The organism is Amycolatopsis sp. NPDC048633 (genome assembly GCF_040650695.1).
GTDB lineage: Bacteria > Actinomycetota > Actinomycetes > Mycobacteriales > Pseudonocardiaceae > Amycolatopsis.
Genome location: NZ_JBEZHS010000041.1, coordinates 49,373 through 73,352, shown reverse-complemented (window position 1 = coordinate 73,352; position 23,980 = coordinate 49,373). Strand labels below are relative to the sequence as shown.

Genomic DNA, 23,980 nt, shown 5'->3' with positions numbered 1-23,980 from the left:
GAGTGTCACGATGGCCGACAACAAATCTGGCGTTTCGCTTAGCGGAACGACAGCCCTTCCAGTGGGAAGAGGTGACATGTCCGCACGAATGCTCGTCGCGGGGCTCGGCGCGGTTGCCCTGCTCGTGACCGGGTGCGGGGGATCGGCCCCGATGGGGGCCGGGGGCGCGGCCGCGGGCCGGGACGAGGGTCCGGTGAAGATCGGCGCGCTGCACCCGGTCAGCGGGTCGAACGCCGTCGACGGCCTGCAGATGCGCCGCGGTGCGCAGCTGGCGGTCGACGCGATCAACGCGGCCGGCGGCATCAAGTCGCTCGGCGGCCGCAAGGTCGAGCTGGTCACCGGCGACACCCAGGGCAAGGCCGACATCGGGCAGAGCGAGGCCCAGCGGCTGATCTCGGCCGGCGCGGTCAGCCTGGTGGGCACCTACCAGAGCGCCGTGAGCACCAACGTCGCCGTCGTGGCCGAACGCAACCGGGTCCCGTTCGTCATGGACGTGACCGCCTCGGACGCGATCTTCTCCCACGGCTACAGGTACTCGTTCCGCGTGCAGCCCGGCAGCAAGGCGATCGCCACGGCCGCGGCCCAGTACCTGAAAGCGGTTTCGGACCAGGCGGGCAAACCCGTCCGCAAGGTCGCGTTCCTGCACGAGCAGAGCGACTTCGGCAGCGGCGCGGCCGACGCCTTCACCGCGGCGGCGAAACAGCTCGGCATCGGGATCGGCCCGAACATCAGCTACGACGCCACCACCGTCAGCGACCTGACCGCCCAGGTCACGCAGGTCAAGGCGTCGGGGGCGGACGTCCTGGCGGTCGCCGGCTACTACCGCGACAGCCTCCTGGCGGCCAAGGCGATCGCCTCGGTGAAACCGGACCTCAACGCGGTCTGGGGCGTCTCGAACGGCGCGTACGACCAGCCGAAGTTCGTCGCCGACGCCGGCGCGCTCGGCAACCTGTACTTCAGCGCCAACTACCACTACGACGCGACCAACCCCGAGACCGTCACGCTGCGCGAGAAGTACCAGAAGCAGTACGGCGACCCGATGCGCACCGGCGCAGTCCTGTCCTACGACGCGGTCCAGGTGATCGCGCACGGGGTCGAGCAGGCCGCGAGCACCGACCCGGAGAAGGTGCGGGACGCGATCGCCGGCGCGCAGGTCGCGCCGCTGACCGTCGGCCGCGGCCAGATCCAGTTCGCCCCCAACGGCGACAACCGCAACGCCTTCCCGGTGCTGATGCAGGTCCGGGACGGGCGGGTCCAGCAGGTGTATCCCCCCGAAAAAGCCGAATCCCGGCCCGACTACAGGGTGGCGTGGCGACCATGACCGAACTCGACACCGGGGCGCCCGTCGTCCCCGAAACCGCACCACCGGACCGGAAGGCCAAAGCGGACAAGGGTTTCCTCGGCCGCGCGGGCATCGTGGCCGCCGTCCTCGTCGTCGCGATCGTGCTCGCGCTGGTGCAGTCCGGCAGCGGCCTGGTGGTCTGGCAGTCGGTGGTCACCGGCATCCTGACCGGCGGGCTCTACGGCCTGATCGCGATGGGCCTGACGCTGATCTTCGGCGTCCTCGACATCGTGAACTTCGCCCACGGCGCGTTCCTCGCGGTGGCGATGTTCATTTCCTTCGGCATGGTCCAGGCCACCGGGCTCCACCCGTACCTGACGCTCGTCGTCGCCGTCCCCGTGTTGTTCCTGCTCGGCGCGGCGGTGCACCGCGGGCTGCTGTCCGGGGCGGGCGGCCGGTCGCTGGAGAACCAGCTGCTCATCACGCTCGGTTTGTCGCTGCTGCTGGAGAACGGGCTGCTGATGTTCTTCGGCGCCGAGCCGAAGACGATCGCGCTGCCCGGTGACTTCCAGTTCCCGTTGCTGGGCGCGGTCGTCGCCGGTTCGCGGCTGTACGCGTTCCTCGGCGCCATCGTGCTCGGCGGGCTGCTGTTCTGGCTGTTGCGGCGCACCCGGCTGGGCACGGCGATCCGCGCGGTCGCCGCCAACGCGTCCGGCGCGGCACTGGTCGGCATCAACGTCCGCCGGATGCACACGCTGACCTTCGCCATCGGCACGGCGTGCGCAGGGGCCGCGGCGGTGCTCGCCGGCCCGCTCGTCACCGTGACCCCGACGCTGGGGGAGCAGTTCAACATCACGGCGTTCGTGGTCGTGGTGCTGGGCGGGATGGGCAACGTCGTCGGCGCGCTCGTCGGCGGCCTGCTGATCGGGCTGGTCGAGCAGCTCACCACGATCTACCTCGGCGGCCAGAGCTCCCTGCTCGGCGTCTTCGTGGTGTTCGTGCTGGTGCTCTTCCTCCGTCCGCAGGGTTTGTTCGGGAGGCGCGCATGAGCACGATCACGATCGCCGCGCCGAGCAACTCGGACGTCGTCAAAGCACCGTCGCTGCGGCCGCAGAACCGGCAGTTCGCGATCCTCGCCATCCTCGTGGTGGTCGCGATCCCGCTGCCGCTGATCCTGCCCGCCGCACAGGGCGCGGTCGCCGTCCGGATCCTGATCTTCCTGCTGATGGCCGTCGGCTGGAACATCATGAGCGGCTTCGGCGGGATGTTCAGCTTCGGCCACGCCGCCTACTTCGGTCTCGGCGCCTACACCAGCGCGTACCTGCTGGTGAAGCACAACGTGTCGCCGTGGATCGGGATGCTGGCCGGGATGGTGGTGGCCGCCGCGGTCGCGGTCGTCATCGGCTTCTTCTCCTTCCGCTACAAGCTCCAAGGCGCCTACTTCGCGCTGGCGACGTTCGCGTTCGCGGAGATGCTGCGGCTGATCGTCACGAGCAGCGCGTTCGCCAACAAGTCCGTCGGCTACAGCGTGCCGCTGATCCAGGGCTCGTCGCTGTGGCAGATCCAGTTCCCGGCCGACTCGCCCGCGTACTTCTGGGTGGCGCTGTTCCTGGCCGGGGCGGCGGTCGCGATCAGCATCGGCTTCCTGCACTCCCGCGCCGGCCGGTACGTCACGGCGATCCGCGACGACGAGCTGGCGGCGGCGTCGCTGGGTGCCCCGGTGTTGCGGCACAAGCTGATGACGGTCGCGCTGTCGGCCGCGATCACCGCCGTGGCGGGCGCGTTCTACACGCAGTACTACCTTTTCGTGAACCCCGATCTCGGGTTCGGCTCGGCCATCTCGATCCAGGCGATCGTGCCCGTCGTGATCGGCGGCATCGGCACGGTGTGGGGCCCGGTGGTCGGCGCGATCATCATCGGCTCGCTCACCGACGTCACGGCGACGCTGCTGCGCACCCCACCGGGGTTCCTGGGCTTCCTGCAGGGTCGCAGCGGCCTGGACGTCGTGTTGTACGCCGTGCTGGTGATCCTCATCGTGCGGTTGTTACCGAAGGGGATCGTCGGAACTCTCGCTGCGAGGTGGCGTCGATGAGCATCGTGGAAGTCACCGGTGTCGGCAAGGCGTTCCGCGGTGTGCACGCACTGTCCGATGTGGACCTCGAAGTCGCCGAGGGCGAGATCCTCGGCGTCATCGGGCCCAACGGCGCGGGCAAGACCACGCTGTTCAACGTGATCTCCGGGGCGCTGTCCCCGGACACCGGCCGGGTGCGGCTGGCGGGCGACGACGTCACCGGCCGCGCCCCCGACCGGATCGCGCGGGCCGGGATGGTGCGCACGTTCCAGCTGATGCGGCCGTTCGCGAGCATGTCGGTGGCGCAGAACGTCAGCCTCGCCGCGCAACACCACCGGCTGAGCGCGAAAGCCTTGCGGGAGCACGCGCTCGACGTCGTCGAGCGGGTCGGGCTCGGACCGTGGGCCCACCGCGCCGCGACCGACCTGCCGACCGCCGGGCTCAAGCGGCTCGAACTGGCGCGGGCGCTCTCGACGCGACCGAAGGTCCTGCTGCTCGACGAGGTCCTGGCCGGGCTGGTCCCGGCCGAGCGCGAGCCGGTGCTCGACCTGCTCGCCACGCTGCGCGAGCAGGAGGGCGTCACGCTGGTGTTCATCGAGCACATCATGGCCGCGGTGATGCGGCTGGCCGACCGGGTGCTCGTGCTCGACCAGGGCCGCGTGCTGGCCGTCGGCTCGCCCGAAGAGGTCACCAGCGACCCGCGGGTCATCGACGCCTACCTGGGTGAGGAGCCGACCCATGCTGACGCTTGAGAAGGTGTGCGCCGGGTACGGCCGGATGCGGATCCTGCACGACGTCGACCTGCGCCTCGACGCCGGCGAGATCGTCGCGCTGGTCGGCGCCAACGGCGCGGGCAAGACGACGACGTTGCGCAGCATCTGCGGCCAGCTCAAGCCGCTGTCGGGCACCATCACGCTCGACGGCACGCCGACCGCCGGCCGCCGCCCGGACGAGCTGGTACGCGACGGCCTGGTGCACGTACCCGAAGACCGGGCGCTGTTCGGCACGCTCACCGTCGAGGAGAACCTGCGGATGGGCGCGTGGACGCGCACGTCCGAGCAGGCCGCGAAGTCGCTGAACGAGGTCTACGAGCTGTTCCCGGTGCTCGCCGAGCGCCGGGCGCAGGTCGCGCAGACGTTCAGCGGCGGCCAGCAGCAGATGCTCGCCATCGGCCGGGCCCTGATGGCCGGACCGCGGCTGCTGATGCTCGACGAGCCGTCGACCGGGCTTTCCCCGAAACTGACCTGGACGGTGCTGGAGGCGGTCCAGCGCATCCGGGACAGCGGGGTGGCCGTGCTGCTGGTCGAGCAGAACGCGAAGCAGGCGCTGGCCATCGCCGACCGGGCGTACGTGCTGGAAAGCGGGTCGACCGTGCTGGAAGGCACCGGCGCCCAGCTCGCCGGCGACAACCGCGTCAGGAAGGCGTACCTGGGACTGTGAAACGCGAACGAGCGGCTTCCGCCACCGCGGACCTCGGCGCGTGGGTGTCCGAACTGGACGTCTCGGGGGTCCCGGCCGCGGTGCTGGACCGGTTTTCCCTCGTCCTGCTGGACGTCGTGGGCGTCACCGCATTGGGTGCTTCGCTGCCGGAGCAGCGTTCTTTGGTCGATGCCTGGCGCGCACCGGCCGGCCCCGCGCCGATCATCGGCGGCGGGCGCCTGGTCACGACCGACGCGGCGGCCTGGCTCAACGGCGTCGCGCTCGTCTCGCTGGAGCTGGACGAGGGCCACAAGTACGCCAAGGGGCACCCCGCCGCCCACGGGTTCTCGGCCGTGCTGGCGTTGGCGGCCGAGCTGGACAGCACCGGCGCGGACACGGCGGCGGCGTTGTTGGCCGCGTACGAGGTGGCCGCGCGGTTCGGCCGCGCGACCACCCTGCGCGCGGGCGCGCACCCGCACGGCAGCTGGGGCGTCCCGGGCGCGGCGGCCGGGTGCGCGCGGCTGCTCGGACTGCCACCCGGCGCGGCCGCCGCCGCGATCGACACCGCCGCCGGAATGGGCATCGCCGGGCACTTCGACTCGGCGACCCAGGGCAACCCGGTGCGCAACGCGTGGCTCGGCGCCTCGGCGACGTCCGGGCTCGCCGCTGCCCGGATGGCGGTGGCCGGGATGGCCCGCACCACCGGCACGGCCGCGCTCTCGCTCGGCACCGTGCTCGGCGAGTTCGAACCGGCCGAGCTGACCGCGGACCTCGGCACGCGCTGGGACATCACACGCGGCTACTTCAAGCGGCACGCGTCCTGTTCGTTCACCCACCCGGCCGCCGACGCCGTGCTCGAACTGCGCTCACACCCGGCGTTCCGCGTCGACGGGATCACGCACGTCCTGGTGGAGAGCCACGTCCTGGGGGCCGGACTGTCCTCCGTGGACTGGTCGAACCGGCTTTCGGCGATGTTCTCGACGCCGTACGTGGTGGCGACCGCCGCGCTCACCGGCCAGGTCGGGCCGGCCAGCCCGCTCGACGACCCGGACGTCCAGGCGCTCGCGAGCCGGGTCCGGCTCGTCGAGGCCGGCGACCTCACCACACGGCTCCCGGCCGAGCGGGCGGCCCGCGTGACCGTCGCGTTCGACGACGGCACGTCGCTGACCCACGAGGTCCCCAACCCGGTCGGCGACGCCGACCACCACCCGCTGACCGGGTCCGACCTGGTCAGCATGCTCAGGAAATGGCTGCCCCGGCAGCCCGGGCTCGTGGACCGCGCCGCCGCGCTCGGCCACGCCCTCCCCGGCCTGCCCCGCGTCGGCGCGACGCTGCGCGAGCTGGCTGGACCCGACGAGAAGGAGCCGAACTGATGCGTGCCCTCGCGGTGACGCCCATCCACCTGCCGCCCGAGGAGATCCGGCGGCGGCAGGAGCGTTACGACCGGCTCGCGCCGCCGGGCCTGGAGATCGAGCTGCGGGACGTCGGCCCGGCGGCCCCGGAGACCCTGGACACCGACGAGTCGATGCGGGTTTCGGAGAACGCCGTCGCCGCCGTGCTCGCGGCCGCCGGTGACGGCTGGGACCTCGCCTTTCCGGACTGCGTGCTGGACCCGGCCGTGCCCGACGCCGTTGCCGAGCCCGCGTTGCCGGTGCACGGCCTGCTCAAGCTGTCGGCGACCTACCTCGCCGCGAAGGGCGTGCGGTTCGGCGCGGTCGTGCGCAACGAGGCGATCGCGGAAGAGTTCTCTAAGCGCATCGCCGCCTACCGGCTGACCGAGTACCTCGCCGGGATCCGCGTGCTGGACCTGCCATTCTCCGCGATCGCCGAGACCGAGACCTGGAACGCGGCGCTCGGCACCGCCGTCCGCGAGCTGGCGGAACTGGGCGCGACGGCGGTGATCAACGGCTGTTCGGCCGTCGACGTCGAACCCGCCGACCTGCCCGCGCGGATCGTCGACCCGACGGCGCTGGCGATGCGGCTGCTGGCCGTCGAGGAGCAGCCGTGACCGACGGACCCGACCTCGTCGTCGCCGGCGCGGGCGGCGGCCTCGCCGGGGCCCTGCGCGCGGCCGAACTAGGGCTCTCCGTCCTCGTCGTCGAGGCGAGTGAGCACTTCCGGCGGGGCAACAACACCTCGATGTCCACGGCGATGTTCCCCGGCGCCGGCTCCCGCTGGCAGGCGTCGGAGGGCGTGGACGACTCACCCGGGAAGTTCGTCGCCGACATCATGGCCAAGACGCACGGGCAGGCCGACCCGCGGCTGGCCCGCACCCTGGCCGAGGTGAGCGCCCCGCTCGTCGAGTGGCTCGCCGACTCCGCCGGACTGCCGTTGTCGCTGGTCACGGACTTCAACTACCCCGGTCACGCCGTGCCCCGGTGCCACTCGATCCCCGGCCGGCACGGCTCCGGCGTCGTCGACCACCTCGCCCGCCGCGTGACCGAGCACGAGAACATCGAGCTGCTCGCACCCGCCCGGCTGGCCGACGTGCTGTCCGATGTGGACGGCGTGCGCGCGGTCGTGGTCCGGTACCCCGACGGGACCGAGGAGGAGATCCCGACCCGGGCGGTCCTGCTGGCCACCAACGGCTTCGGCGCCGACGCCGACCTGGTCGCCAAGCACCTCCCGGAGATCGCCGGTTCGGTCTACCAGGGCAGCGACCAGTCCCTCGGCGACGCGCTGCGCATCGGCGAGAAGCTGGGCGCCGCCACCGGGTTCCTCGACGCCTACCAGGGCCACGGCGCCGTCTCCGCCAACGCGGGCACGCTCGTCGGCTGGGCGACGATCATCCACGGCGCGATCCTGGTCGACCTCGAAGGCCGCCGCTTCGGCAACGAGATCCGCGGCTATTCCGAGTACGCCGCCGAGCTGGCCGCGCGTCCCGGCTCGACCGGCTGGATCGTGCTCGACGAGACGATCTTCGAGCAGTGCCAGCCGTTCCAGGACTTCCGGGACGTGGTGTCCGCCGGCGCGCTGGTCTGGGCGGACGACGCCGCCGGGCTCGCGGAGGCGACCGGCCTCCCGCTGGACGCGCTCGAAACCGAACTCACCACGGCGGCCGCGATCGCGCGCGGCGAAAGCCAAGACGAGCACGGCCGCACGAACTGGGAACGCCCGCTGTCGGGCCGCTACGCCGCGGTGCGTGTGGTCCCGGCGCTGTTCCACACCCAGGGTGGGCTGCTGGTCGACGAGCACGCCAACGTCGTCGACACCCAGGACCGCCCGATCCCCGGGCTGTACGCCGCCGGCGGTGCCGCGGCGAGCATCTCCGGCCACGGCGCCGCGGGCTACCTGCCCGGCAACGGCCTGCTGCCCGCCTTCGGGCTGGCCTACCTGGCCGCCGGCGACGTCGCCCGGCGCCGAACCCCCGACCCCGCAAGCTGAGGAGAGAAATGGCAACGACGGAACTGCTCGTGAAGAACGTCCGGGTCGTCCGGCCCGACGACGCCGACGGGGCCGAGCCGGAACTGCTGGACATCGCCGTGAACGACGGCACCATCACGCGGGTGGCGCCGAACCTGCCGACGGACGACGCCGCCCAGGTCGTCGACGGCCGCGGGCTGCTGGCCTTCCCCGGCGTGGTCGACGCGCACCAGCACTGGGGCATCTACAACGAGCTGGCCACCGACACCCGCACCGAGAGCCGCGCGAGCGCGCAGGGCGGCGTCACGACGTCGCTGACGTACATGCGCACCGGCCAGTACTACCTGAACAAGGGCGGCAGCTACCGCGACTTCTTCCCCGAGGTGCTCAGCGCGTCCGAGGGCAACGCCTACGTCGACTACGCCTTCCACCTCGCGCCGATGAGCTCGCAGCACATCTCCGAGATCCCTTACCTGGTCGAGGAATTCGGCGTCACGTCGTTCAAGATCTTCATGTTCTACGGCAGCCACGGCCTGCACGGGCGCTCGACCAGCCAGAGCGACTTCCTGATGATCCCGCCGGACGAGCGCTACGACATCGCGCACTTCGAGTTCGTCATGCGCGGGGTCCAGCAGGCGCGCGAGGTGCTGACCGAGTACGCGCCGCACCTGTCGCTCTCGCTGCACTGCGAGACGGCGGAGATCATGACTGCGTACACGAAACTGGTGGAGCAGGACGGTTCGCTGTCGGGGCTGCGGGCCTACAGCGCGTCGCGGCCGCCGCACTCCGAAGGCCTCGCCGTCACCATCGCGTCCTACCTGGCGCACGAGACCGGGCTGCCCAACATCAACCTGCTGCACCTGTCGTCGGAGAAGGCGCTGTCGGCCGCGCTGACGATGGGGAAGGCGTTCCCGCACATCGACTTCCGGCGCGAGGTGACGATCGGGCACCTGCTGGCCGACGTCGACACCGCGTCGGGCATCGGCGGCAAGGTGAACCCGCCGCTGCGTGAGCGCGAGGACGTCGAGGCGCTGTGGCGGCACGTGCTCGCCGGCGACGTCGACTGGGTCGTCAGCGACCACGCGTGCTGCCGCGACGAGCTGAAGTTCGGTTCGGATCGCGAGGACGTGTTTTTGGCGAAGTCCGGCTTCGGCGGCGCCGAGTACCTGCTGCCCGGCCTGGTCGGGGAGGGCACGAAGCGCGGCCTGTCGCTGCAGCGGATCGCGCAGCTGACGTCGCAGAACCCGGCGCGGCGCTACGGCCTGCTCAAGAAGGGCACGATCGCCGAGGGCTTCGACGCGGACTTCGCGCTGGTCGACCCGGACGTCCGGTGGACCGTGCGCGCGGCGGAGTCGGAGTCGACGCAGGAGTACACGCCGTTCGAGGGCTTCGACATGACGGCGAAGGTGACCGACACGTTCGTGCGCGGGAACCACGTGTTCGCCGACGGCAAGATCGCCGGCGAGCCGGTGGGCCGCTACCTCAAGCGCGGCCGGTGATCGGGGGCGGCCGGTGGGGCTCCCTACCGGCCGCCCGGCTCCTGCAGCCAGGCCCAGCTCTGCCGGATCTCGGACGCGGCTTCGCGCACGAGGTCGCGGTAGCGGCCGACGGCGTCGGGGGTGAAGCGGTACTGCGGACCGCAGATGCTGATGGAGCCGTGCACCTCGCCGTCCGGCCCGAAGAGCGGAGCGGCGACGGAACCCGCGCCGGGCTGGCGTTCCCCGAGCGAGACGGCGACGCCGTCGCGGGTCACGTCCGCGAGGACCTCGCGCAGCCGGTCGGCCGCGGTGATCGTGTGCTCGGTCAGCGCGAAGAGCTCCCGGTGCAGCAACGCTTCCCGGCGCTCCTCGGGCAGGGACGCGAGGATCACCTTGCCGGAGGAACCGGCGTGCAGCGGGAACCGCCGGCCGAGCTCGACGGTCATCTTGATCTCGCGCGGGCTCTCGAACTGGTCGAGGTACACGCGTTCGTCGCCGACCAGGCCGGACAGCGTGGTGGTCTCCCCGGTCTCGTCGCGCAGCCGCCGCAGGACGGGGGTGGCGGCGACCCGGGCGTCGAACCGGCGCAGGGCGCTCGCCCCGAGCGCGACGGCCGCGGGGCCGAGCCGGTAGCCGGCGACGCCGGGATCCGTGGCCAGCATCTCGCGCGAGACGAGGGACTGCAGGATCCGGTAGACGACCGCCTTCGACAGGTCGAGCTCCCGGCTGATCGTGCTGACGCCCAGGTACCGGGGGCCACCGGTGAAGAGCAGCAGCACGTCGGCCACCCGGGCGGCGGCCTCGGTGCCGGCGTTGTCCGGCGGGACGGCGGGCTTGCGCCCGGCGGTACTGTTGACGGCCAAGCTCGTGGTCCTCGGTTCGTTTCGCTGACAGGAACGGTTCGCCACGAATCGTAGCACTTCTGCGCTTTTCCGAGGGTAAACCGTTCCGGCCAGCGATACGTCGTTACGCGACCGCGGTGCCCTCCAGCTCGACCAGGTGGCCGGGGATCGCCAGCCGCGTCACCCCGAGCATCGTGGTCGCCGGAGCCACCCCGGCGGCGCCCAGCCGCGCCGCCAGCACGCCGTAGTGCGGGAACAGCAGGTCGACGTCGGTGGTGTAGACGTTGAGCCGGACGAGGTTCGCCAGCGACATGCCGGCCCCGCCGAGCACGGCCTCCAGGTTGTCGAGGCTCAGCGCCAGCTGCGCGGCCACGTCCCCGTCGTGCTCGGGCTTGCCGTCGGCGCTCATCGCGGTCTGCCCGGAGCAGTACAGGGTCCGGGTGGGCCCGGAGACGAGCTCACCCTGGTTGAACCCCAGCTCCACCGACCAGGTCGTCGGGTTGACCGCCGTTCGTTCCACTGCCACATCAGCTCCGTTCGGTTCGACTTCGGTACGGAGGAGCCTCCCGGCAAATCACGACATCTTCTGTCGTGTATTCGCTAGGGTTTCCGGATGCGTGCCGACCGGCTGGTCTCCCTGGTGCTGTTGCTGCGCCAGCGCGGCCGGCTGACCGCGGACACGCTCGCCCGCGAGCTGGACGTGTCCACCCGCACCGTGCTGCGCGACATCGAGGCGCTGTCCGCGGCCGGCGTCCCGGTCTACGCCGAACGCGGCCGCCACGGCGGGTTCGCGCTGCTGCCCGGGTTCCGGACCGAGCTCACCGGCCTGAACCACGACGAAGCCCTGGCGTTGCTGGCCACCGGACCGGGCCGGGGCGAGTTCGGCCTCGGTCCGGCGCTCGCTTCGGCCCGGCTCAAGGTGGTCGACGCGCTGCCCGAAAGCCATCGCGCCACCGCGAGCGACGCGGCCCGCCGGTTCCTCGTCGAGCCGGAGACCGACCTGCTTTCCCGCCGCCCGGTCGTCGAGGAAGTACCCGGCCCGGCCATGCTCGAGATCCGCCGCGCGGTCCTCACCGGACACCGGCTGCGCCTCCACTACACGGCCACGGACCAGCCGCCGCGGTGGCGCACGGTGGACCCGATCGGCCTGGTCACCGTCCGCGACCGCGGCTACCTGCTGGCCACGAGGGCCGGTGCGGACCGCACCTACCGGCTGTCGCGGGTGCTGGCCGCCGAGGGACTGTCCGAACCGGCTCGGCGGCCGGACCGCGTCGACCTCGACCGGGTCTGGCGGGACCGCTGCGCGCAGTTCCTCTCCGCCGGCCACCTCGCGGTGTCGATCAGGCTGAACCCGCGGCGGCGGGAGGAGCTGCTGAGCACCGCGGTCGCGGTCCGCGCGGCGGAACCCGAACCGGACGGCTGGGTTCGGCTGGAAGCGACGTTCCAGGATTCCTGGCACGCCGAGTGGGCGTTGTGGCAGCTCGGCACGGACGCGGAAGCCTTGGCGCCGCAGTCGTTGCGGACCGCCCTGCGCAACCGGGCCGCCGCGATCGCCGCCCGTTACGGGGAATAGAGATCCGTGTGCTGGGCGCGCAGCTTGTACTTGAGGATCTTGCCGCCGACGGTTTCGGGGAGGTCGTCGGCGAACACGATCGCCTTCGGGGTTTCGTAGCCCGCCAGGTGTTCGCGGCAGAACGCGATCAGCTCGGCTTCCGAAGCGGACGAGCGGGGGACGACGACCGCCGTCACCGCTTCGCCCCAGTGTTCGTGCGGCAATCCGATCACCGCGGCCCGCAGGACCGCCGGGTGCTGGCCCAGCACCGCCTCGACGCGCATGCTCGAGACGTTCTCGCCGCCCGTCTTCACGATGTCCTTGTAGCGATCCACCATCACGCGCAGGCCGTCTTCGTCCACCACGGCCGAGTCGCCGGAGTGGAACCAGCCGCCGCGGAACGCTTCGCGCGTGGCTTCGGCGTCGCGGTAGTAGCCCGCCGTCATCACCGGCGACCGGTAGACCGCTTCACCCGGGACGCCGCGGACCGGCTCGCCCAGCTCGTCGACGACGTCGGACGCGAGCAGGCCGCTCGGCACGCCGACGTAGTTCATCGCCGGCGCCGTGCGCGCGTGCACCTCGGGCCACGCGCTCGGCCAGAACCGGTGGCACGCGATCGCCTCCGTCTGCCCGAAGATGCCGACCGTGACGAACCCGGGTGCGGTGCGGGCTTCCAGGCGCCGCAACACTTCGGGGGCGAGCGCACCCCAGCCGTAGACGAGCGTCGTCAGCGACGTCAGGTCGAATGAAGGATCGGCGTCGACCGCGTCGGCCAGTGCCGTGACGAACTGGGGTGAGCCGGCCCAGACGGCGGTGGCTCGCGACCGCGCCAGCGACACCGCGACCGGGCCGGGCACCGGGCGGCGGCCGAGGATCAGTGTGCCGCCGGCGAAGAACGTCGAGTACGTGAACAGCGCGTCGCCGACGTGGTAGATCATCGGCAGGAACGTGCAGACGCGCAGGTCCGTTTCGTGGCGCAGGCCGCGGGTGAGCGACAGCGCGAAGTTCAGCCCGGCCAGGTGCGCGTAGCTGTGCGAGAGCATTACGCCCTTCGGCATCGCGGTGGTGCCGGAGGTGAACAGCAACTGGAAGATGTCGTCGCCGTGGATCTCGACGTCCGGCTCGGTGTCCGGCTGCCCGTCCAGGAATTCGCCGAAGGACGGCGTGCCCGCGACCGGCCCGCCGCCGACCGTGATAGTGGCGCCGACCCGTACGCCCGCGACGTTTTCCAGGCGTGGCCAAAGTTCCGCGTCGACGATCGCCAGCTGCGGTTCGGTCAGGCGGACCAAGTGCTCGAGGACGTCCGGGGCGAGGCCGGGGTTCAGCGGAACGGCGACCATGCCCGCCTTGGCGATCCCGATCTTGGCCAGGAACGCTTCGACGGTGTTCTCGCAGAACAGCAAAACCCGGTCGCCGGGCACGAGCCCGGCCGCGGCCAGCGCGTGCGCGAGCCGGTTGGCGGCCTGATCGGCCTGCCGGTACGTCACGGAGGCGAACTGGTCTTCGCCGCACGCGCCTTCGGCCGCGCTGATCGCGACCTGGTCCGGGCGGCTCCAGGTGAGCCGCTCGAAGACGTCCCCGACCGACGTCCGTTCCCAGCGGTGCACCGCGCGGCGGCCGCGCAGGGTCTCGACGTCGATGGCGCTCTCACTGGTTGCGGTCATGCCAGGGCTCCTTCGCCGTCGCTGCCGCCGCCCAGCATGCCGTGACCCAGGTCACCGAGGCAAGAAGAAAGTTATTCGCCATTCACTGACGGTGCCGGGTTCGGCGTCACGCCGAGACAGGCGTGCGCCATCCCGTCCAGCAGTTCGGCGAGCCGTTCCGGGGCCAGGCCGCTGCGGAAGAAGAGCGTGGACTGCACCGCGCCGATCGCGGCGTGCACGGCCAGCCGGAGCTCGCCGTCGGCGAGGTCGGGGCGCAGCGGGGCGAGGACGTGGACCCAGTCCTCGAGGTAGTGCCGCTGGAGCCGGCGCAGCCGCCGCCGGTCCTCCTCGGGCAGGTTGTGGATCTCGCGGTGGTAGACCGCGAGCACCGTGCGGTCCTCGATGGCCACCCGGACGTGGTCCCTGATCAGGCCGGACAAGGTGGTCCGGTCGTCCGGGCCGGCGGCGAGGATGGCGGCGGCCCCGTCCTGCAGCCGGCCCATCACGCGGTCGAGCAGCGCGACCAGGATCGCGTCCTTGTTTTCGAAGTGCCGGTAGACGCCGGAGCCGACGATGCCCGCCTCCGCGCCGATGTCGGCCATCCCGATCGCGTGGAACCCGCGCCGCGCGGTGAGCTCGGCGGCCGCGGTCAGGATCCGCTCGCGCCGCTCGGGGTCGCGCCGCCGTCGGGTGGCCGGGGAAGGTGCCGTCATCTTGTCATCCTCGCAGACGGGCGCTACGGTGCGCTATAAGTGAATAGCAAATCACTAAGGAGCGTCGGTGTGGACGTCATGGAGAGCGACGAGGCCCGGGACCTCCGGGCCGCGGTCGGCGCCATCGCCGCTCCCTTCGGCGGCCGGTACTACGTCGAACACGCCCGCGAGGGCCGGGAGTGCACCGAGCTGTGGCACGCGCTCGGCGACGCGGGGTTCATCGGCGTCAACATCCCCGAGGAGTACGGCGGGGGCGGCCGCGGGCTGGCCGAGCTGACGATCGTGATCGAAGAGAGCGCCGCGCAAGGCGCGCCGATCCTGCTGCTGCTCGTCACCGAAGCCATCTCCGCCGAGGTGCTCACCGAGTTCGGCACGCCGGAGCAGCGCAAGGAATGGCTGCCCGGCCTGGCGAGTGGCCGCGCGAAGGTCGTCTTCGCCATCACCGAGCCCGACGCCGGCTCCAACACCCACAAGCTGACCACCACCGCCCGCCGCGACGGCGACGACTGGGTGGTCGACGGCGAGAAGTACTACATCTCCGGCGTCGACACCGCCGGCGCGCTGCTGCTCGTCGCCCGCACCGGCCGCGACCCCGACGGCACCGCCCAGCTCTCGCTGTTCCTGGTCCCGGTGGACGCGCCCGGCCTCACGGTCACCCCGCTGCCGGTGGACGTCATGCTCCCGGAGAAGCAGTTCACGCTGCACTTCGACGGCGTCCGGCTGCCCGCCACGGCGCTCGTCGGCGAGGAGGGCGCGGGCTTCCGGCAGGTCTTCCACGGCCTCAACCCGGAACGCATCACCGGCGCCGCCCTCTGCGTCGGCATCGCGCGCTACGCCCTCGACGTCGCCGCCAAGTACGCGAAGGAACGCACCGTGTGGGATCAGCCGATCGGCGTCCACCAGGGCGTCTCGCATCCGCTGGCCAAGGCGAAGATCGAGACCGAGCTGGCCGCCCTGATGACGCACCGGGCCGCCGCGCTGCACGACGCCGGTCAGCCGGCGGGCGAGGCGTCGAACATGGCCAAGTACGCCGCGGCGGAGGCCGCACTGGCCGCCGTCGACGCCGCGATCCAGACCCACGGCGGCAACGGCGTCTCGGCGGACTTCGGGCTGCTGCCGTACTGGGGGCTGGCCCGCTTGCTGCGGATCGCCCCGGTGAACCGCGAAATGATCCTCAACTTCGTCGCCCAGCACAGTCTCGGACTGCCCCGGTCCTATTAGGAGGACTGATGACGGATCGCACCCTCGTCCACCGGGTCAACGTCGGTGACGCGCTGACCCGCGTCGCCTTCGGCCGCCCGGACGCCCTCGCCGTGGTCGACGGCGACCGCCGCTGGACCTACGGCGAGTTCGACACGTGGGTCAACCGGCTCGCCCACGGACTGACTGCCCGCGGCTACACGACCGGTGACGTCCTCGCACTGGCGTCGGCCAACAGCGCCGAGTTCCTCGCGGTCTACTACGCGTGCGCGAAGCTCGGGCTTGTCTGCGTGCCGATCAACCTCGGCTGGCGGAGTGACGAAGTCGCTTACGTACTCGGGCATTCGCAGGCCCGTGGCATCGTCGTCGAGCGTCAGCTCGCCGGTGTCATCGCGCCCGCCGTGGCGCAGGTATCCGGCGTCACCGACGTGATCCTCGCGCCCGGAACCGGCGGTGAAGCCACTGGGCTGGACATCGACGACGTGCTTTTCGACGACACGACGTCACCCGAAGTGGTTGTCGAGGATCGCGCCCCACTGTCCTATTTGTACACATCCGGGACTACGGCGTCGCCGAAGGGCGTGGTCGGCACGCACCTGGCGATCCACCTTGAGTCGATGTCGGCCGCGCTGGACTCCGGCTGGCGTGCCGACGACCGGTTCATCGCCATGATGCCGATGTTCCACACCGCCCAGCTGAACGCTTTCTGCACACCCGCGATCGTCGTCGGCGCCACGATCTTCGTGCACCGAGGTTTCGACCCGGAGCGGTTCCTCGACACGATCGAACGCGAGCGGATCACCCAGGTCTTCGGCCTGCCGATGATGTACCGCGCGGCCTTGGACCACCCGTCGTTCGGCGGCCGCGACCTGTCCTCGCTGCGGCGCGCGGTCTACGCGATGGCGCCGATGCCGGAAGCGCAGATCAAGGCGTGCCTCGACGGCTTCCGTTGCGACTTCGCGCTGCTGTTCGGCCAGACCGAGATGAGCCCGATCACGACGTTGTTCCGGCCCGAGCACCAGCTCTCGCACGTCGGCGCGGTCGGCACGCCGCTCACCGGCGTCCAGGTCGGGATCATGGACCCGGACGGGAACCTGCTGCCGCGCGGCGAGCAGGGCGAGATCGTCTACCGGGCGCCGTCGACCATGCAGGAGTACCTGCGCAACCCCGAAGCGACGGCGGAGGCGTTCCGGCACGGCTGGTTCCACTCCGGCGACGTCGGCCGGTTCGGGCCGGACGGCGTGCTGTGGTTCGCCGACCGGTACAAGGACGTCATCAAGACCGGCGGGGAGAACGTCGCCTCGATCGAGGTCGAGCGGGCCGTCTACGACACCGAGCCGAACATCGCCGAGGTCGTGGTCGTCGGGCTGCCGCACGAGCGGTGGACCGAGGCCATCACGGCGGTGGTCGTGCCGAAGCCGGGGGAGCGGATCGACGCCGACGACCTGCGGCTGCGGCTGAAGGACCGCCTGGACGGCTACAAGGTCCCGAAGGCGGTGATCGTCACCGACGAGCTGCCGCGCACCTCGACCGGGAAGATCCAGAAGAACGTGGTCCGGGAGCGGCACGCCGGGCACTACGGGAGCACCGAATGACGGTCCTGAAGTCCCTGCTCGACGTCTCCGCCGAAAGCTACGCGACCAACCGGAAGGCCCAACTCGAAGCCCTGGAGCGGCTGGAGGAACAGCTGGAGCTGGCCGTCGCCGGCGGCGGTGAGCGTTACGTTCAGCGGCACCGCGACCGCGGGAAACTGCCGGTCCGCGAACGCCTGGAGCTGCTGCTCGACCCGGACAGCCCGTTCCTCGAGCTGTCCGCGCTGGCCGCGTGGGGCACGGACTTCACGGTCGGCGCCTCGGTGCTCACCGGCATCGGCGTGGTGTCCGATGTGGAATGTGTGGTCATCGGGCACGACCCGACCGTGCGCGGCGGGGCGATGAACCCGTACTCGCTGCGGAAGACGTTGCGGGCGCTGGAGATCGCCCGCGTCAACCGGCTGCCGGTGGTCAACCTCGTCGAGTCGGGCGGGGCCGATCTCCCCACGCAGGCCGACCTGTTCGTGCCCGCCGGGCGGATCTTCCACGAGCTGACCGAGCTGTCGTCGCTCGGCATCCCGACCTTGGCCATCGTGTTCGGCAACTCCACCGCGGGGGGCGCGTACGTGCCCGGCATGTGCGACTACGCGGTGCTCGTCGACCGCCAAGCCAAGGTGTTCCTCGGCGGCCCGCCGCTGGTCAAGATGGCCACGGGTGAGGAGGCCGACGACGAGTCCCTCGGCGGCGCCGACATGCACTCCCGCGTCTCGGGCTTGTCCGACTACTTCGCGGTCGATGAGCGGGACGCGATCCGCCTCGGCCGCCGCGTGCTCTCCCGGATCAACTGGCGCAAGCTCGGCCCCGCGCCCAGCCGGACGCCGGAGCCGCCGCGCTACGACCCCGACGAGATCCTCGGTATCGTCCCGCCGGACCCGAAGGTGCCGTTCGACCCACGCGAGATCCTCGCCCGCACGGTCGACGGCTCCGACTTCGACGAGTACAAACCGCTCTACGGCACTTCCCTGGTGACGGGCTGGGCGAGCATCCACGGCTATCCGGTCGGCGTGCTCGCCAACCACCGCGGCGTGCTGTTCAGCGAGGAGGCCAAGAAGGCCAGCGAGTTCATCCTGCTCGCCAACCAAACCGACGTCCCGCTGGTGTTCCTGCAGAACACGACCGGCTACATGGTCGGCACCCGCTACGAACAGGGCGGCATCATCAAGGACGGCGCCAAGATGATCAACGCCGTCACCAACAGCACGGTCCCGCACCTGACGGTCAACATGGCGTCGTCGTTCGGCGCCGGCAACTACGGCATGTCCGGCCGCGCCTACGACCCGCGGCTGATGTTCGCCTGGCCGGGCGCGAAGCTCGCCGTGATGGGCGCGGCGCAGCTCGCCGGCGTGATGTCGATCGTCGGCCGCAACTCGGCCGCGTCGCAGGGGAAGCCGTTCGACGACGACGCCGACCGCGCGCGGACCGCCGCCATCAAGGCGCAGATCGAGACCGAGTCACACGCTTTCGCCGTCACTGCGAGGCTTTACGACGACGGCATCGTCGACCCGCGCGACACCCGGGACGTGCTCGGGATGTCGCTGTCCGCCGTCCACTCCAACCGCGTCGAGGGCCGTCGCGGCTTCGGCGTCTTCCGGATGTGAGCCCGATGATCGCCAAGCTGCTGGTCGCCAACCGCGGCGAGATCGCCGCGCGGGTCATGCGCACCGCGCACGACCTCGGCATCTCGACCGTCGCGGTGTACTCCGACCCGGACGCGGGCGCCCCTTTCGTCCGCCTCGCCGACGAAGCCGTCCGGCTGCCCGGGTCCGCGCCATCGGAGACGTACTTGCGCGGAGACCTGGTGATCGCCGCCGCGAAGGCCACCGGGGCCGACGCGGTGCACCCGGGATATGGGTTCCTGTCGGAGAACGCCGGGTTCGCCCGTGCCTGCGCCGACGCAGGGCTGACGTTCGTCGGGCCGTCACCCGAGGCGATCGCCTCGATGGGGTCGAAGATCGAGGCCAAGGCCTTGATGGACGCGGCCGGGGTGCCAGTGCTGCCGGGAGCGACCGTCACGGACGAGACTGATCTCTCCGCGGTAGCCGCGTCGATCGGCTTCCCGGTGCTGGTCAAGGCCGCGTTCGGGGGTGGCGGACGCGGCATGCGCGTGGTGCACGACTCCGCGGGGCTATCCGACGCAGTCGACGGCGCCCGGCGGGAAGCCGCGTCGGCGTTCGGGGACGGAACCGTGTTCCTGGAGCGGTTCGTCGTCGACCCGCGGCACGTCGAGGTCCAGATCCTCGGCGACACCCACGGCGAGGTGGTGCACCTGTTCGAGCGGGAGTGCTCGATCCAGCGGCGGTACCAGAAGATCGTCGAGGAATGTCCGTCGCCCGCGGTGGACGACGCTCTGCGCGCCGAACTCGGTGCCGCGGCCGTCGCCGCCGGGAAGGCCATCGGCTACACCGGCGCGGGCACCGTCGAGTTCGTCCTGGACCGCGACGGCCGGTTCTTCTTCCTCGAGGTCAACACGCGACTGCAGGTCGAGCACCCGGTCACCGAGCTGGTCACCGGCCTGGACCTGGTGGAACTGCAGCTGCGCGTGGCCGAGGGCGAACCGCTGCCGCCTTCGGTGCTGGGCGCTCGGATCGACGGGCATGCCATCGAGGTCCGGCTCTACGCCGAGGACGTCCCGGCCGGGTTCCTGCCCGCCACCGGGACCCTGCACCGTTTCCGCGTCCCCGCGCTGCGCGGGGTCCGCGTCGACTCCGGCGTCACCGACGGTTCCGTGGTGGGCCCGCACTACGACCCGATGCTGGCCAAGGTGATCGCCCACGGGCGGACCCGCCGCGAAGCCGCACGGACCCTCGCGCGGGCGTTGCGGCAGGCCGAGCTGCACGGCGTCACGACCAACCGGAACCTCCTCGCCGGGATTCTGGCCGAGCCGGAGTTCCTGGCCGGGCACACCGACACCGGCTACCTGACCCGGCACGACCCGGCCGCTCTCGGCGCGGCCGAAGGCGGCGCCCGGCAGGCCGCGGCCGCCGCGTTGGCCGCGCAGGCCCGCAACCGGCGTGACGCGCGGGTGGTGCCGGAGATGCCTTCGGGGTGGCGCAACGTCGGTGGTGCGCCCCAGCGGGTCGTCTACTCGGTCGGTTCGGAAACGCTGGAGGTCGCGTACTCGCTGCGGCGGTCCGGGCTGCGCGTCACGGTCAACGGTGAGCCGCTGGGTGCTTCGGTGCGGCTGCTGTCCGCGTCACCTTCGCTGGTGGAGCTGGAGATCGACGGGATCCATCGCACCTACGCCGTGCACACGCGAGCGGATGTGTCCTATGTGGACGGTGCGGACGGGTCGGCGTCCTTGACCGAGGTACCGCGGTTCCCCGATCCGGACGCCGCCGCGACGGCCGGATCGCTGCTCGCCGCGATGCCCGGTGCGGTGGTGCGCGTCTTGGCGGGGGAGGGGGACGCCGTGACCGCGGGGCAGCCCCTGGTCGTGCTGGAGGCGATGAAGATGGAACACACGGTCACCGCCCCGGTCGACGGCGTGGTCGCGGAACTGCGGGTGCGCCAGGGTGATCAGGTCGACACCGGTCAGGTGCTGGCGGTCGTGTCGTGAGCGTCTCCTACGAGGTGCACGACGGCGTCGCCTGGCTGACCATCGACCGTCCCGAGGCCCGCAACGCACTGTCCAAAGAGGTCAGGGACGGCCTGTGGGCGGGAACGCGCCGGTTCGTGGCCGACGACTCGGCCGCGGTGCTCGTGCTGACCGGCGCGGGGGACAAGGCGTTCTGCGCCGGCGGCGACCTCAAGGAGATGGCCGAAACCGCGCTGGAGATCCCGCCGCCGGACTTCCTGCCGCAGTTCGGCCGCAACATCGACGTCCCGAAACCGACGATCGCGGCCGTCAACGGCGTCGCCTACGCCGGGGGATTCCTGCTGGCCCAGCAATGCGATCTCGTGGTGGCCGCCGATCACGCGCGCTTTGCGGTGACCGAGGTCAAGGTGGGCCGCGGGGCGCCGTGGGCGGCGCCGCTGTCGTGGCTGGTCCCGCCGCGGATCGCGATGGAGATCCTGCTGACCGGCGACCCCCTCGACGCCCGGCGCGCCCGGGAGGTCGGCCTGGTCAACGACGTCGTGCCCCTGGCCGAGCTGCGGTCCCGTACCCAGGCCCTGGCCGAGCGGATCGCGGCCAACGCGCCGCTGTCCGTGCGGGCGGCGAAGCAGACGGCCTACCTGCAACGCCGCGACGTCTACGACCGGGCCGAGGAGATCTGGGCGCCGGTCTACCGCTCGCGGGACGCGCAGGAAGGGCCCGCGGCGTTCCGTGAGAAGCGCGCTCCGGTCTGGGAAGGACGCTGACATGCCCGTCTCGCTCGATGCCTTGCTCGACGACTTGGTCGCCGAGACCGCCGACGTCGAGGCCATGCTCGCCCCGCTCGACGACGACGCCGTCGCGCGGCCGACCCCCGCGGTGGGCTGGGACATCCGTGACCAGGTGACACACCTGGCCTTCTTCGACGAGACGGCGACGCGGGCCGCGGTCGACCCCGACGGTTTCCGGGAGGCCGCCGCCGCGCTCATGGCCGAGGGCATGGACTTTCCCGACCGGGTCGCCGCCCGGTACCAGGGGCTCGGCGCGGCGGAGGTCCGCGAATGGTTCCGCCGCGCGCGGACCGCGTTCGTCACGGCGTTCCGCGGCCGCGACCCGCGTGCCCGGCTGCCCTGGTACGGGCCGGACATGAGCGTCGCGTCTTCGGTGACCGCGCGGATCATGGAGACCTGGGCGCACGGCCAGGACATCGCCGACACGCTCGGCGTGACACGGGTGCCGACCGACCGGCTCCGGCACATCGCGCACCTCGGTGTGTCGACGACGGCGTTCAGCTTCGGGCTCCACGATCGCCCGGCGCCGGTCGTCCCGATCCGGGTCGTGCTGCACGCGCCCTCGGGCGACAAGTGGAAGTGGGGCGACGGCGCCGCCGACGACCGCGTCGAAGGCACCGCGCTCGACTTCTGCCTGACGGTCACCCAGCGCCGTCACGCCGAGGACACCGGCCTGACCGTGCGCGGACCCGTCGCGCGGGAATGGATCGGCATCGCGCAGGCCTTCGCGGGTGCCCCGGGCCGGGGACGCGCGTGAAGCGCCCGGTCCGGATCGCGAACTGCTCCGGCTTCTACGGCGACCGCCTGGAGGCGGCGCGGGAGATGGTCGAAGGCGGCCCGATCGACGTCCTCACCGGCGACTACCTCGCCGAGCTGACCATGCTGATCCTCTGGAAGGCGCGCCGGAAGGACCCTTCCGCCGGGTACGCCAAGACGTTCCTCACTCAGCTGGAACACGTGCTCGGCACCTGCCTGGATCGTGGCATCCGGATCGTCTCGAACGCCGGCGGCCTGAACCCGGCCGGGCTGGCCGCCCGGATCGCGGAGCTGGGCCTGCACCCGAAGATCGCGTACGTCGACGGCGACGACCTCGTCGACCGGCTCGACGAGCTGCCGGACCTGACGCACCTCGACACCGGCCGCAAGCTCGCCGACGCCGGTGTGGAACCGTTGACCGCCAACGCCTACCTCGGCGGCTGGGGCATCGCCGCGGCCCTGGAGGCCGGCGCCGACGTCGTCGTGACCGGCCGGGTCACCGACGCGTCGCTGGTCGTCGGCCCGGCCGCCTGGTGGCACGGCTGGGCGCCGGCGGACTTCGACGCGATCGCCGGCGCGATGGCCGCGGGGCACGTGATCGAATGCGGCCCGCAGGCCACCGGCGGCAACTACGCCTTCTTCGAAGAGATCACCGACCGCCGGTACCCGGGCTTCCCGATCGCCGAGGTCGAGGCGGACGGCTCGAGCGTGATCACCAAGCACGACGACACCGGCGGCTTGGTCTCGGTGGGCACGGTCACCGCACAGCTGCTGTACGAGATCGCCGAACCCGCCTACGCCGGCCCGGACGCGATCGCGCACTTCGACACCTCGCGGCTCGAACAGGCCGGACCCGATCGCGTGCGGATCAGCGGCACCCGCGGCAGCCCACCGGGTGACCAGCTGAAGGTGGCGCTCAACCACGGCGGCGGCTACCGGAACACGATGACGCTGGTGCTCACCGGCACCCGGATCGAGGAAAAGGCCGCGTGGGCCGAGCAGCAGCTGTTCGAGCTGCTGGGCGGTCAGGAGCAGTTCGCCGAGGTCGACGTCACGCTGCTGCGGTTCGACCACCCGGACGCGCCGGTGAACGCCGAAGCCACGGCCCACTTGCGCGTCACGGTCAAGGATCCGGACGCGGCCAAGGTGGGCAGGCGCTTCTCGAACACGACAATGGAACTCGCGCTGGGCGGCTACCCGGGCTTCCACACGACGACCCCGCCGTCCGCGGAGAGCGCTTTCGGGATCTACTGGCCGACGCTCGTCCCGGCAGCCGAGGTCGAGCACCGCGTCACCCTCCCCGACGGCACCCGGCGCGTGATCCCGCACCCGCCGACTGGCTCGCAGCCCCTGACGCAACCCACTCCGGGAGAACCAAGAGTGTTCGGCGGGCCGGTTCGCCGCGTGCCCCTGGGAACGGTGGCGGGCGCCCGCTCGGGCGACAAGGGCGGCAACGCCAACATCGGGTTCTGGACCCGCACCGACGCGGAGTACGACTGGCTGCGGGGATACCTCGACGAAGACCGGTTCCGGCTGCTGCTGCCCGAAGCGGCCACGCTCGAGGTCCGCCGGTTCGCCCTGCCGAACCTGCGCGCGGTCAACTTCGTGGTGGCCGGTCTCCTCGGCGAGGGCGTCGCGGCGTCGGTCCGGGCCGACCCTCAGGCCAAGGGGCTTGGCGAATACCTGCGCAGTCGCGTGGTCGAGGTGCCGGAGACGCTGCTCCCCTGAGGACCCGGGGTGGAGGTA

At 71.6% G+C, this 23,980-nt stretch carries 21 protein-coding genes; 17 read left to right on the top strand and 4 right to left on the bottom strand.

The window, feature by feature from the left end; translation table 11 throughout:
- The first annotated feature begins 76 nt into the window (after positions 1-76).
- The 9 genes from AB0C38_RS42860 to AB0C38_RS42820 are packed head-to-tail and all read left to right on the top strand — an operon-like array spanning position 77 to position 9,634.
- Positions 77-1,321, top strand: coding sequence for an ABC transporter substrate-binding protein (locus AB0C38_RS42860; protein WP_360684950.1), 1,245 nt, complete (start codon positions 77-79; stop codon positions 1,319-1,321).
- Positions 1,318-2,331, top strand: a complete 1,014-nt coding sequence (locus AB0C38_RS42855) for a branched-chain amino acid ABC transporter permease (RefSeq protein ID WP_360684948.1) — start codon at positions 1,318-1,320, stop codon at positions 2,329-2,331. Before AB0C38_RS42860 ends, AB0C38_RS42855 begins: the two co-directional genes overlap by 4 nt.
- Positions 2,328-3,374 carry a branched-chain amino acid ABC transporter permease gene (locus AB0C38_RS42850; protein WP_360684945.1) on the top strand — a complete coding sequence of 349 codons (1,047 nt, stop codon included), beginning with the start codon at positions 2,328-2,330 and terminating at the stop codon, positions 3,372-3,374. The genes AB0C38_RS42855 and AB0C38_RS42850 overlap by 4 nt, the downstream gene beginning before the upstream one ends.
- The gene (locus AB0C38_RS42845; RefSeq protein ID WP_360684942.1) at positions 3,371-4,105 is read left to right on the top strand and encodes an ABC transporter ATP-binding protein; all 735 of its coding nucleotides are present in this window, start codon (positions 3,371-3,373) and stop codon (positions 4,103-4,105) included. The genes AB0C38_RS42850 and AB0C38_RS42845 overlap by 4 nt, the downstream gene beginning before the upstream one ends.
- Positions 4,092-4,793, top strand: coding sequence for an ABC transporter ATP-binding protein (locus AB0C38_RS42840; RefSeq protein WP_360684939.1), 702 nt, complete (start codon positions 4,092-4,094; stop codon positions 4,791-4,793). The genes AB0C38_RS42845 and AB0C38_RS42840 overlap by 14 nt, the downstream gene beginning before the upstream one ends.
- The gene (locus AB0C38_RS42835; protein ID WP_360684936.1) at positions 4,790-6,145 is read left to right on the top strand and encodes an MmgE/PrpD family protein; all 1,356 of its coding nucleotides are present in this window, start codon (positions 4,790-4,792) and stop codon (positions 6,143-6,145) included. Before AB0C38_RS42840 ends, AB0C38_RS42835 begins: the two co-directional genes overlap by 4 nt.
- Positions 6,145-6,780 (top strand): aspartate/glutamate racemase family protein, encoded by a 636-nt coding sequence (locus tag AB0C38_RS42830; RefSeq protein ID WP_360684933.1) that lies wholly within the window; start codon positions 6,145-6,147, stop codon positions 6,778-6,780. Before AB0C38_RS42835 ends, AB0C38_RS42830 begins: the two co-directional genes overlap by 1 nt.
- Positions 6,777-8,156: an FAD-binding protein gene (locus tag AB0C38_RS42825; protein ID WP_360684930.1), complete on the top strand. Its 1,380-nt coding sequence runs from the start codon at positions 6,777-6,779 to the stop codon at positions 8,154-8,156. Before AB0C38_RS42830 ends, AB0C38_RS42825 begins: the two co-directional genes overlap by 4 nt.
- 8 nt (positions 8,157-8,164) lie before the next feature.
- Positions 8,165-9,634 carry a dihydroorotase family protein gene (locus AB0C38_RS42820; protein WP_360684927.1) on the top strand — a complete coding sequence of 490 codons (1,470 nt, stop codon included), beginning with the start codon at positions 8,165-8,167 and terminating at the stop codon, positions 9,632-9,634.
- Between the two features lie 23 nt (positions 9,635-9,657).
- On the opposite strand, the gene AB0C38_RS42815 is transcribed toward AB0C38_RS42820, so the two are convergent.
- The gene (locus AB0C38_RS42815) at positions 9,658-10,476 is read right to left on the bottom strand and encodes an IclR family transcriptional regulator (protein WP_360684924.1); all 819 of its coding nucleotides are present in this window, start codon (positions 10,474-10,476) and stop codon (positions 9,658-9,660) included.
- Between the two features lie 103 nt (positions 10,477-10,579).
- A complete protein-coding gene (locus tag AB0C38_RS42810) occupies positions 10,580-10,975 on the bottom strand; it encodes a RidA family protein (RefSeq protein ID WP_360684992.1) in 396 nt (131 codons plus the stop codon).
- A gap of 93 nt (positions 10,976-11,068) precedes the next feature.
- Here AB0C38_RS42810 and AB0C38_RS42805 point away from each other — a divergent pair, with 93 nt between their 5' ends.
- Entirely contained in the window at positions 11,069-12,028 is a 960-nt protein-coding gene (locus AB0C38_RS42805) for a WYL domain-containing protein (RefSeq protein ID WP_360684921.1), read from the top strand.
- Here the strand turns inward: AB0C38_RS42805 and AB0C38_RS42800 are convergent.
- The gene (locus AB0C38_RS42800; protein ID WP_360684918.1) at positions 12,016-13,671 is read right to left on the bottom strand and encodes an AMP-binding protein; all 1,656 of its coding nucleotides are present in this window, start codon (positions 13,669-13,671) and stop codon (positions 12,016-12,018) included. The genes AB0C38_RS42805 and AB0C38_RS42800 overlap by 13 nt on opposite strands.
- A 71-nt stretch (positions 13,672-13,742) precedes the next feature.
- Positions 13,743-14,363: a TetR/AcrR family transcriptional regulator gene (locus AB0C38_RS42795; protein WP_360684915.1), complete on the bottom strand. Its 621-nt coding sequence runs from the start codon at positions 14,361-14,363 to the stop codon at positions 13,743-13,745.
- 69 nt (positions 14,364-14,432) lie between these two features.
- Between AB0C38_RS42795 and AB0C38_RS42790 the strand changes: the two genes are divergently transcribed.
- Genes AB0C38_RS42790 through AB0C38_RS42760 form a run of 7 tightly spaced genes read left to right on the top strand, consistent with a single transcriptional unit; the run spans position 14,433 to position 23,962 of the window.
- Complete coding sequence (locus AB0C38_RS42790; protein ID WP_360684912.1) at positions 14,433-15,584, top strand: acyl-CoA dehydrogenase family protein; 1,152 nt, start codon at positions 14,433-14,435, stop codon at positions 15,582-15,584.
- A gap of 8 nt (positions 15,585-15,592) precedes the next feature.
- Positions 15,593-17,158, top strand: a complete 1,566-nt coding sequence (locus tag AB0C38_RS42785; protein WP_360684909.1) for an AMP-binding protein — start codon at positions 15,593-15,595, stop codon at positions 17,156-17,158.
- Entirely contained in the window at positions 17,155-18,753 is a 1,599-nt protein-coding gene (locus tag AB0C38_RS42780; RefSeq protein ID WP_360684906.1) for a carboxyl transferase domain-containing protein, read from the top strand. Before AB0C38_RS42785 ends, AB0C38_RS42780 begins: the two co-directional genes overlap by 4 nt.
- 5 nt (positions 18,754-18,758) lie before the next feature.
- Positions 18,759-20,711 carry a biotin carboxylase N-terminal domain-containing protein gene (locus AB0C38_RS42775; protein WP_360684903.1) on the top strand — a complete coding sequence of 651 codons (1,953 nt, stop codon included), beginning with the start codon at positions 18,759-18,761 and terminating at the stop codon, positions 20,709-20,711.
- Entirely contained in the window at positions 20,708-21,454 is a 747-nt protein-coding gene (locus tag AB0C38_RS42770; protein ID WP_360684900.1) for an enoyl-CoA hydratase-related protein, read from the top strand. The genes AB0C38_RS42775 and AB0C38_RS42770 overlap by 4 nt, the downstream gene beginning before the upstream one ends.
- A gap of 1 nt (position 21,455) precedes the next feature.
- Positions 21,456-22,235: a TIGR03084 family metal-binding protein gene (locus tag AB0C38_RS42765; protein WP_360684897.1), complete on the top strand. Its 780-nt coding sequence runs from the start codon at positions 21,456-21,458 to the stop codon at positions 22,233-22,235.
- On the top strand, positions 22,232-23,962 hold the full coding sequence (locus AB0C38_RS42760) for an acyclic terpene utilization AtuA family protein (protein ID WP_360684894.1): 1,731 nt from the start codon (positions 22,232-22,234) through the stop codon (positions 23,960-23,962). Before AB0C38_RS42765 ends, AB0C38_RS42760 begins: the two co-directional genes overlap by 4 nt.
- The last annotated feature ends 18 nt before the right edge of the window (positions 23,963-23,980 follow it).

Excerpts from the sequence above, each read along its gene's own strand:
- AB0C38_RS42820 (WP_360684927.1), top strand. The coding sequence starts at position 8,165 with ATGGCAACGACGGAACTGCTCGTGAAGAACGTCCGGGTCGTCCGGCCC.
- AB0C38_RS42800 (WP_360684918.1), bottom strand. The coding sequence starts at position 13,671 with ATGACCGCAACCAGTGAGAGCGCCATCGACGTCGAGACCCTGCGCGGC.
- AB0C38_RS42840 (WP_360684939.1), top strand. The coding sequence starts at position 4,092 with ATGCTGACGCTTGAGAAGGTGTGCGCCGGGTACGGCCGGATGCGGATC.
- AB0C38_RS42775 (WP_360684903.1), top strand. The coding sequence starts at position 18,759 with ATGATCGCCAAGCTGCTGGTCGCCAACCGCGGCGAGATCGCCGCGCGG.
- AB0C38_RS42795 (WP_360684915.1), bottom strand. The coding sequence starts at position 14,363 with ATGACGGCACCTTCCCCGGCCACCCGACGGCGGCGCGACCCCGAGCGG.
- AB0C38_RS42805 (WP_360684921.1), top strand. The coding sequence starts at position 11,069 with ATGCGTGCCGACCGGCTGGTCTCCCTGGTGCTGTTGCTGCGCCAGCGC.
- AB0C38_RS42845 (WP_360684942.1), top strand. The coding sequence starts at position 3,371 with ATGAGCATCGTGGAAGTCACCGGTGTCGGCAAGGCGTTCCGCGGTGTG.
- AB0C38_RS42850 (WP_360684945.1), top strand. The coding sequence starts at position 2,328 with ATGAGCACGATCACGATCGCCGCGCCGAGCAACTCGGACGTCGTCAAA.
- AB0C38_RS42830 (WP_360684933.1), top strand. The coding sequence starts at position 6,145 with ATGCGTGCCCTCGCGGTGACGCCCATCCACCTGCCGCCCGAGGAGATC.
- AB0C38_RS42780 (WP_360684906.1), top strand. The coding sequence starts at position 17,155 with ATGACGGTCCTGAAGTCCCTGCTCGACGTCTCCGCCGAAAGCTACGCG.
- AB0C38_RS42765 (WP_360684897.1), top strand. The coding sequence starts at position 21,456 with ATGCCCGTCTCGCTCGATGCCTTGCTCGACGACTTGGTCGCCGAGACC.
- AB0C38_RS42860 (WP_360684950.1), top strand. The coding sequence starts at position 77 with ATGTCCGCACGAATGCTCGTCGCGGGGCTCGGCGCGGTTGCCCTGCTC.
- AB0C38_RS42785 (WP_360684909.1), top strand. The coding sequence starts at position 15,593 with ATGACGGATCGCACCCTCGTCCACCGGGTCAACGTCGGTGACGCGCTG.
- AB0C38_RS42855 (WP_360684948.1), top strand. The coding sequence starts at position 1,318 with ATGACCGAACTCGACACCGGGGCGCCCGTCGTCCCCGAAACCGCACCA.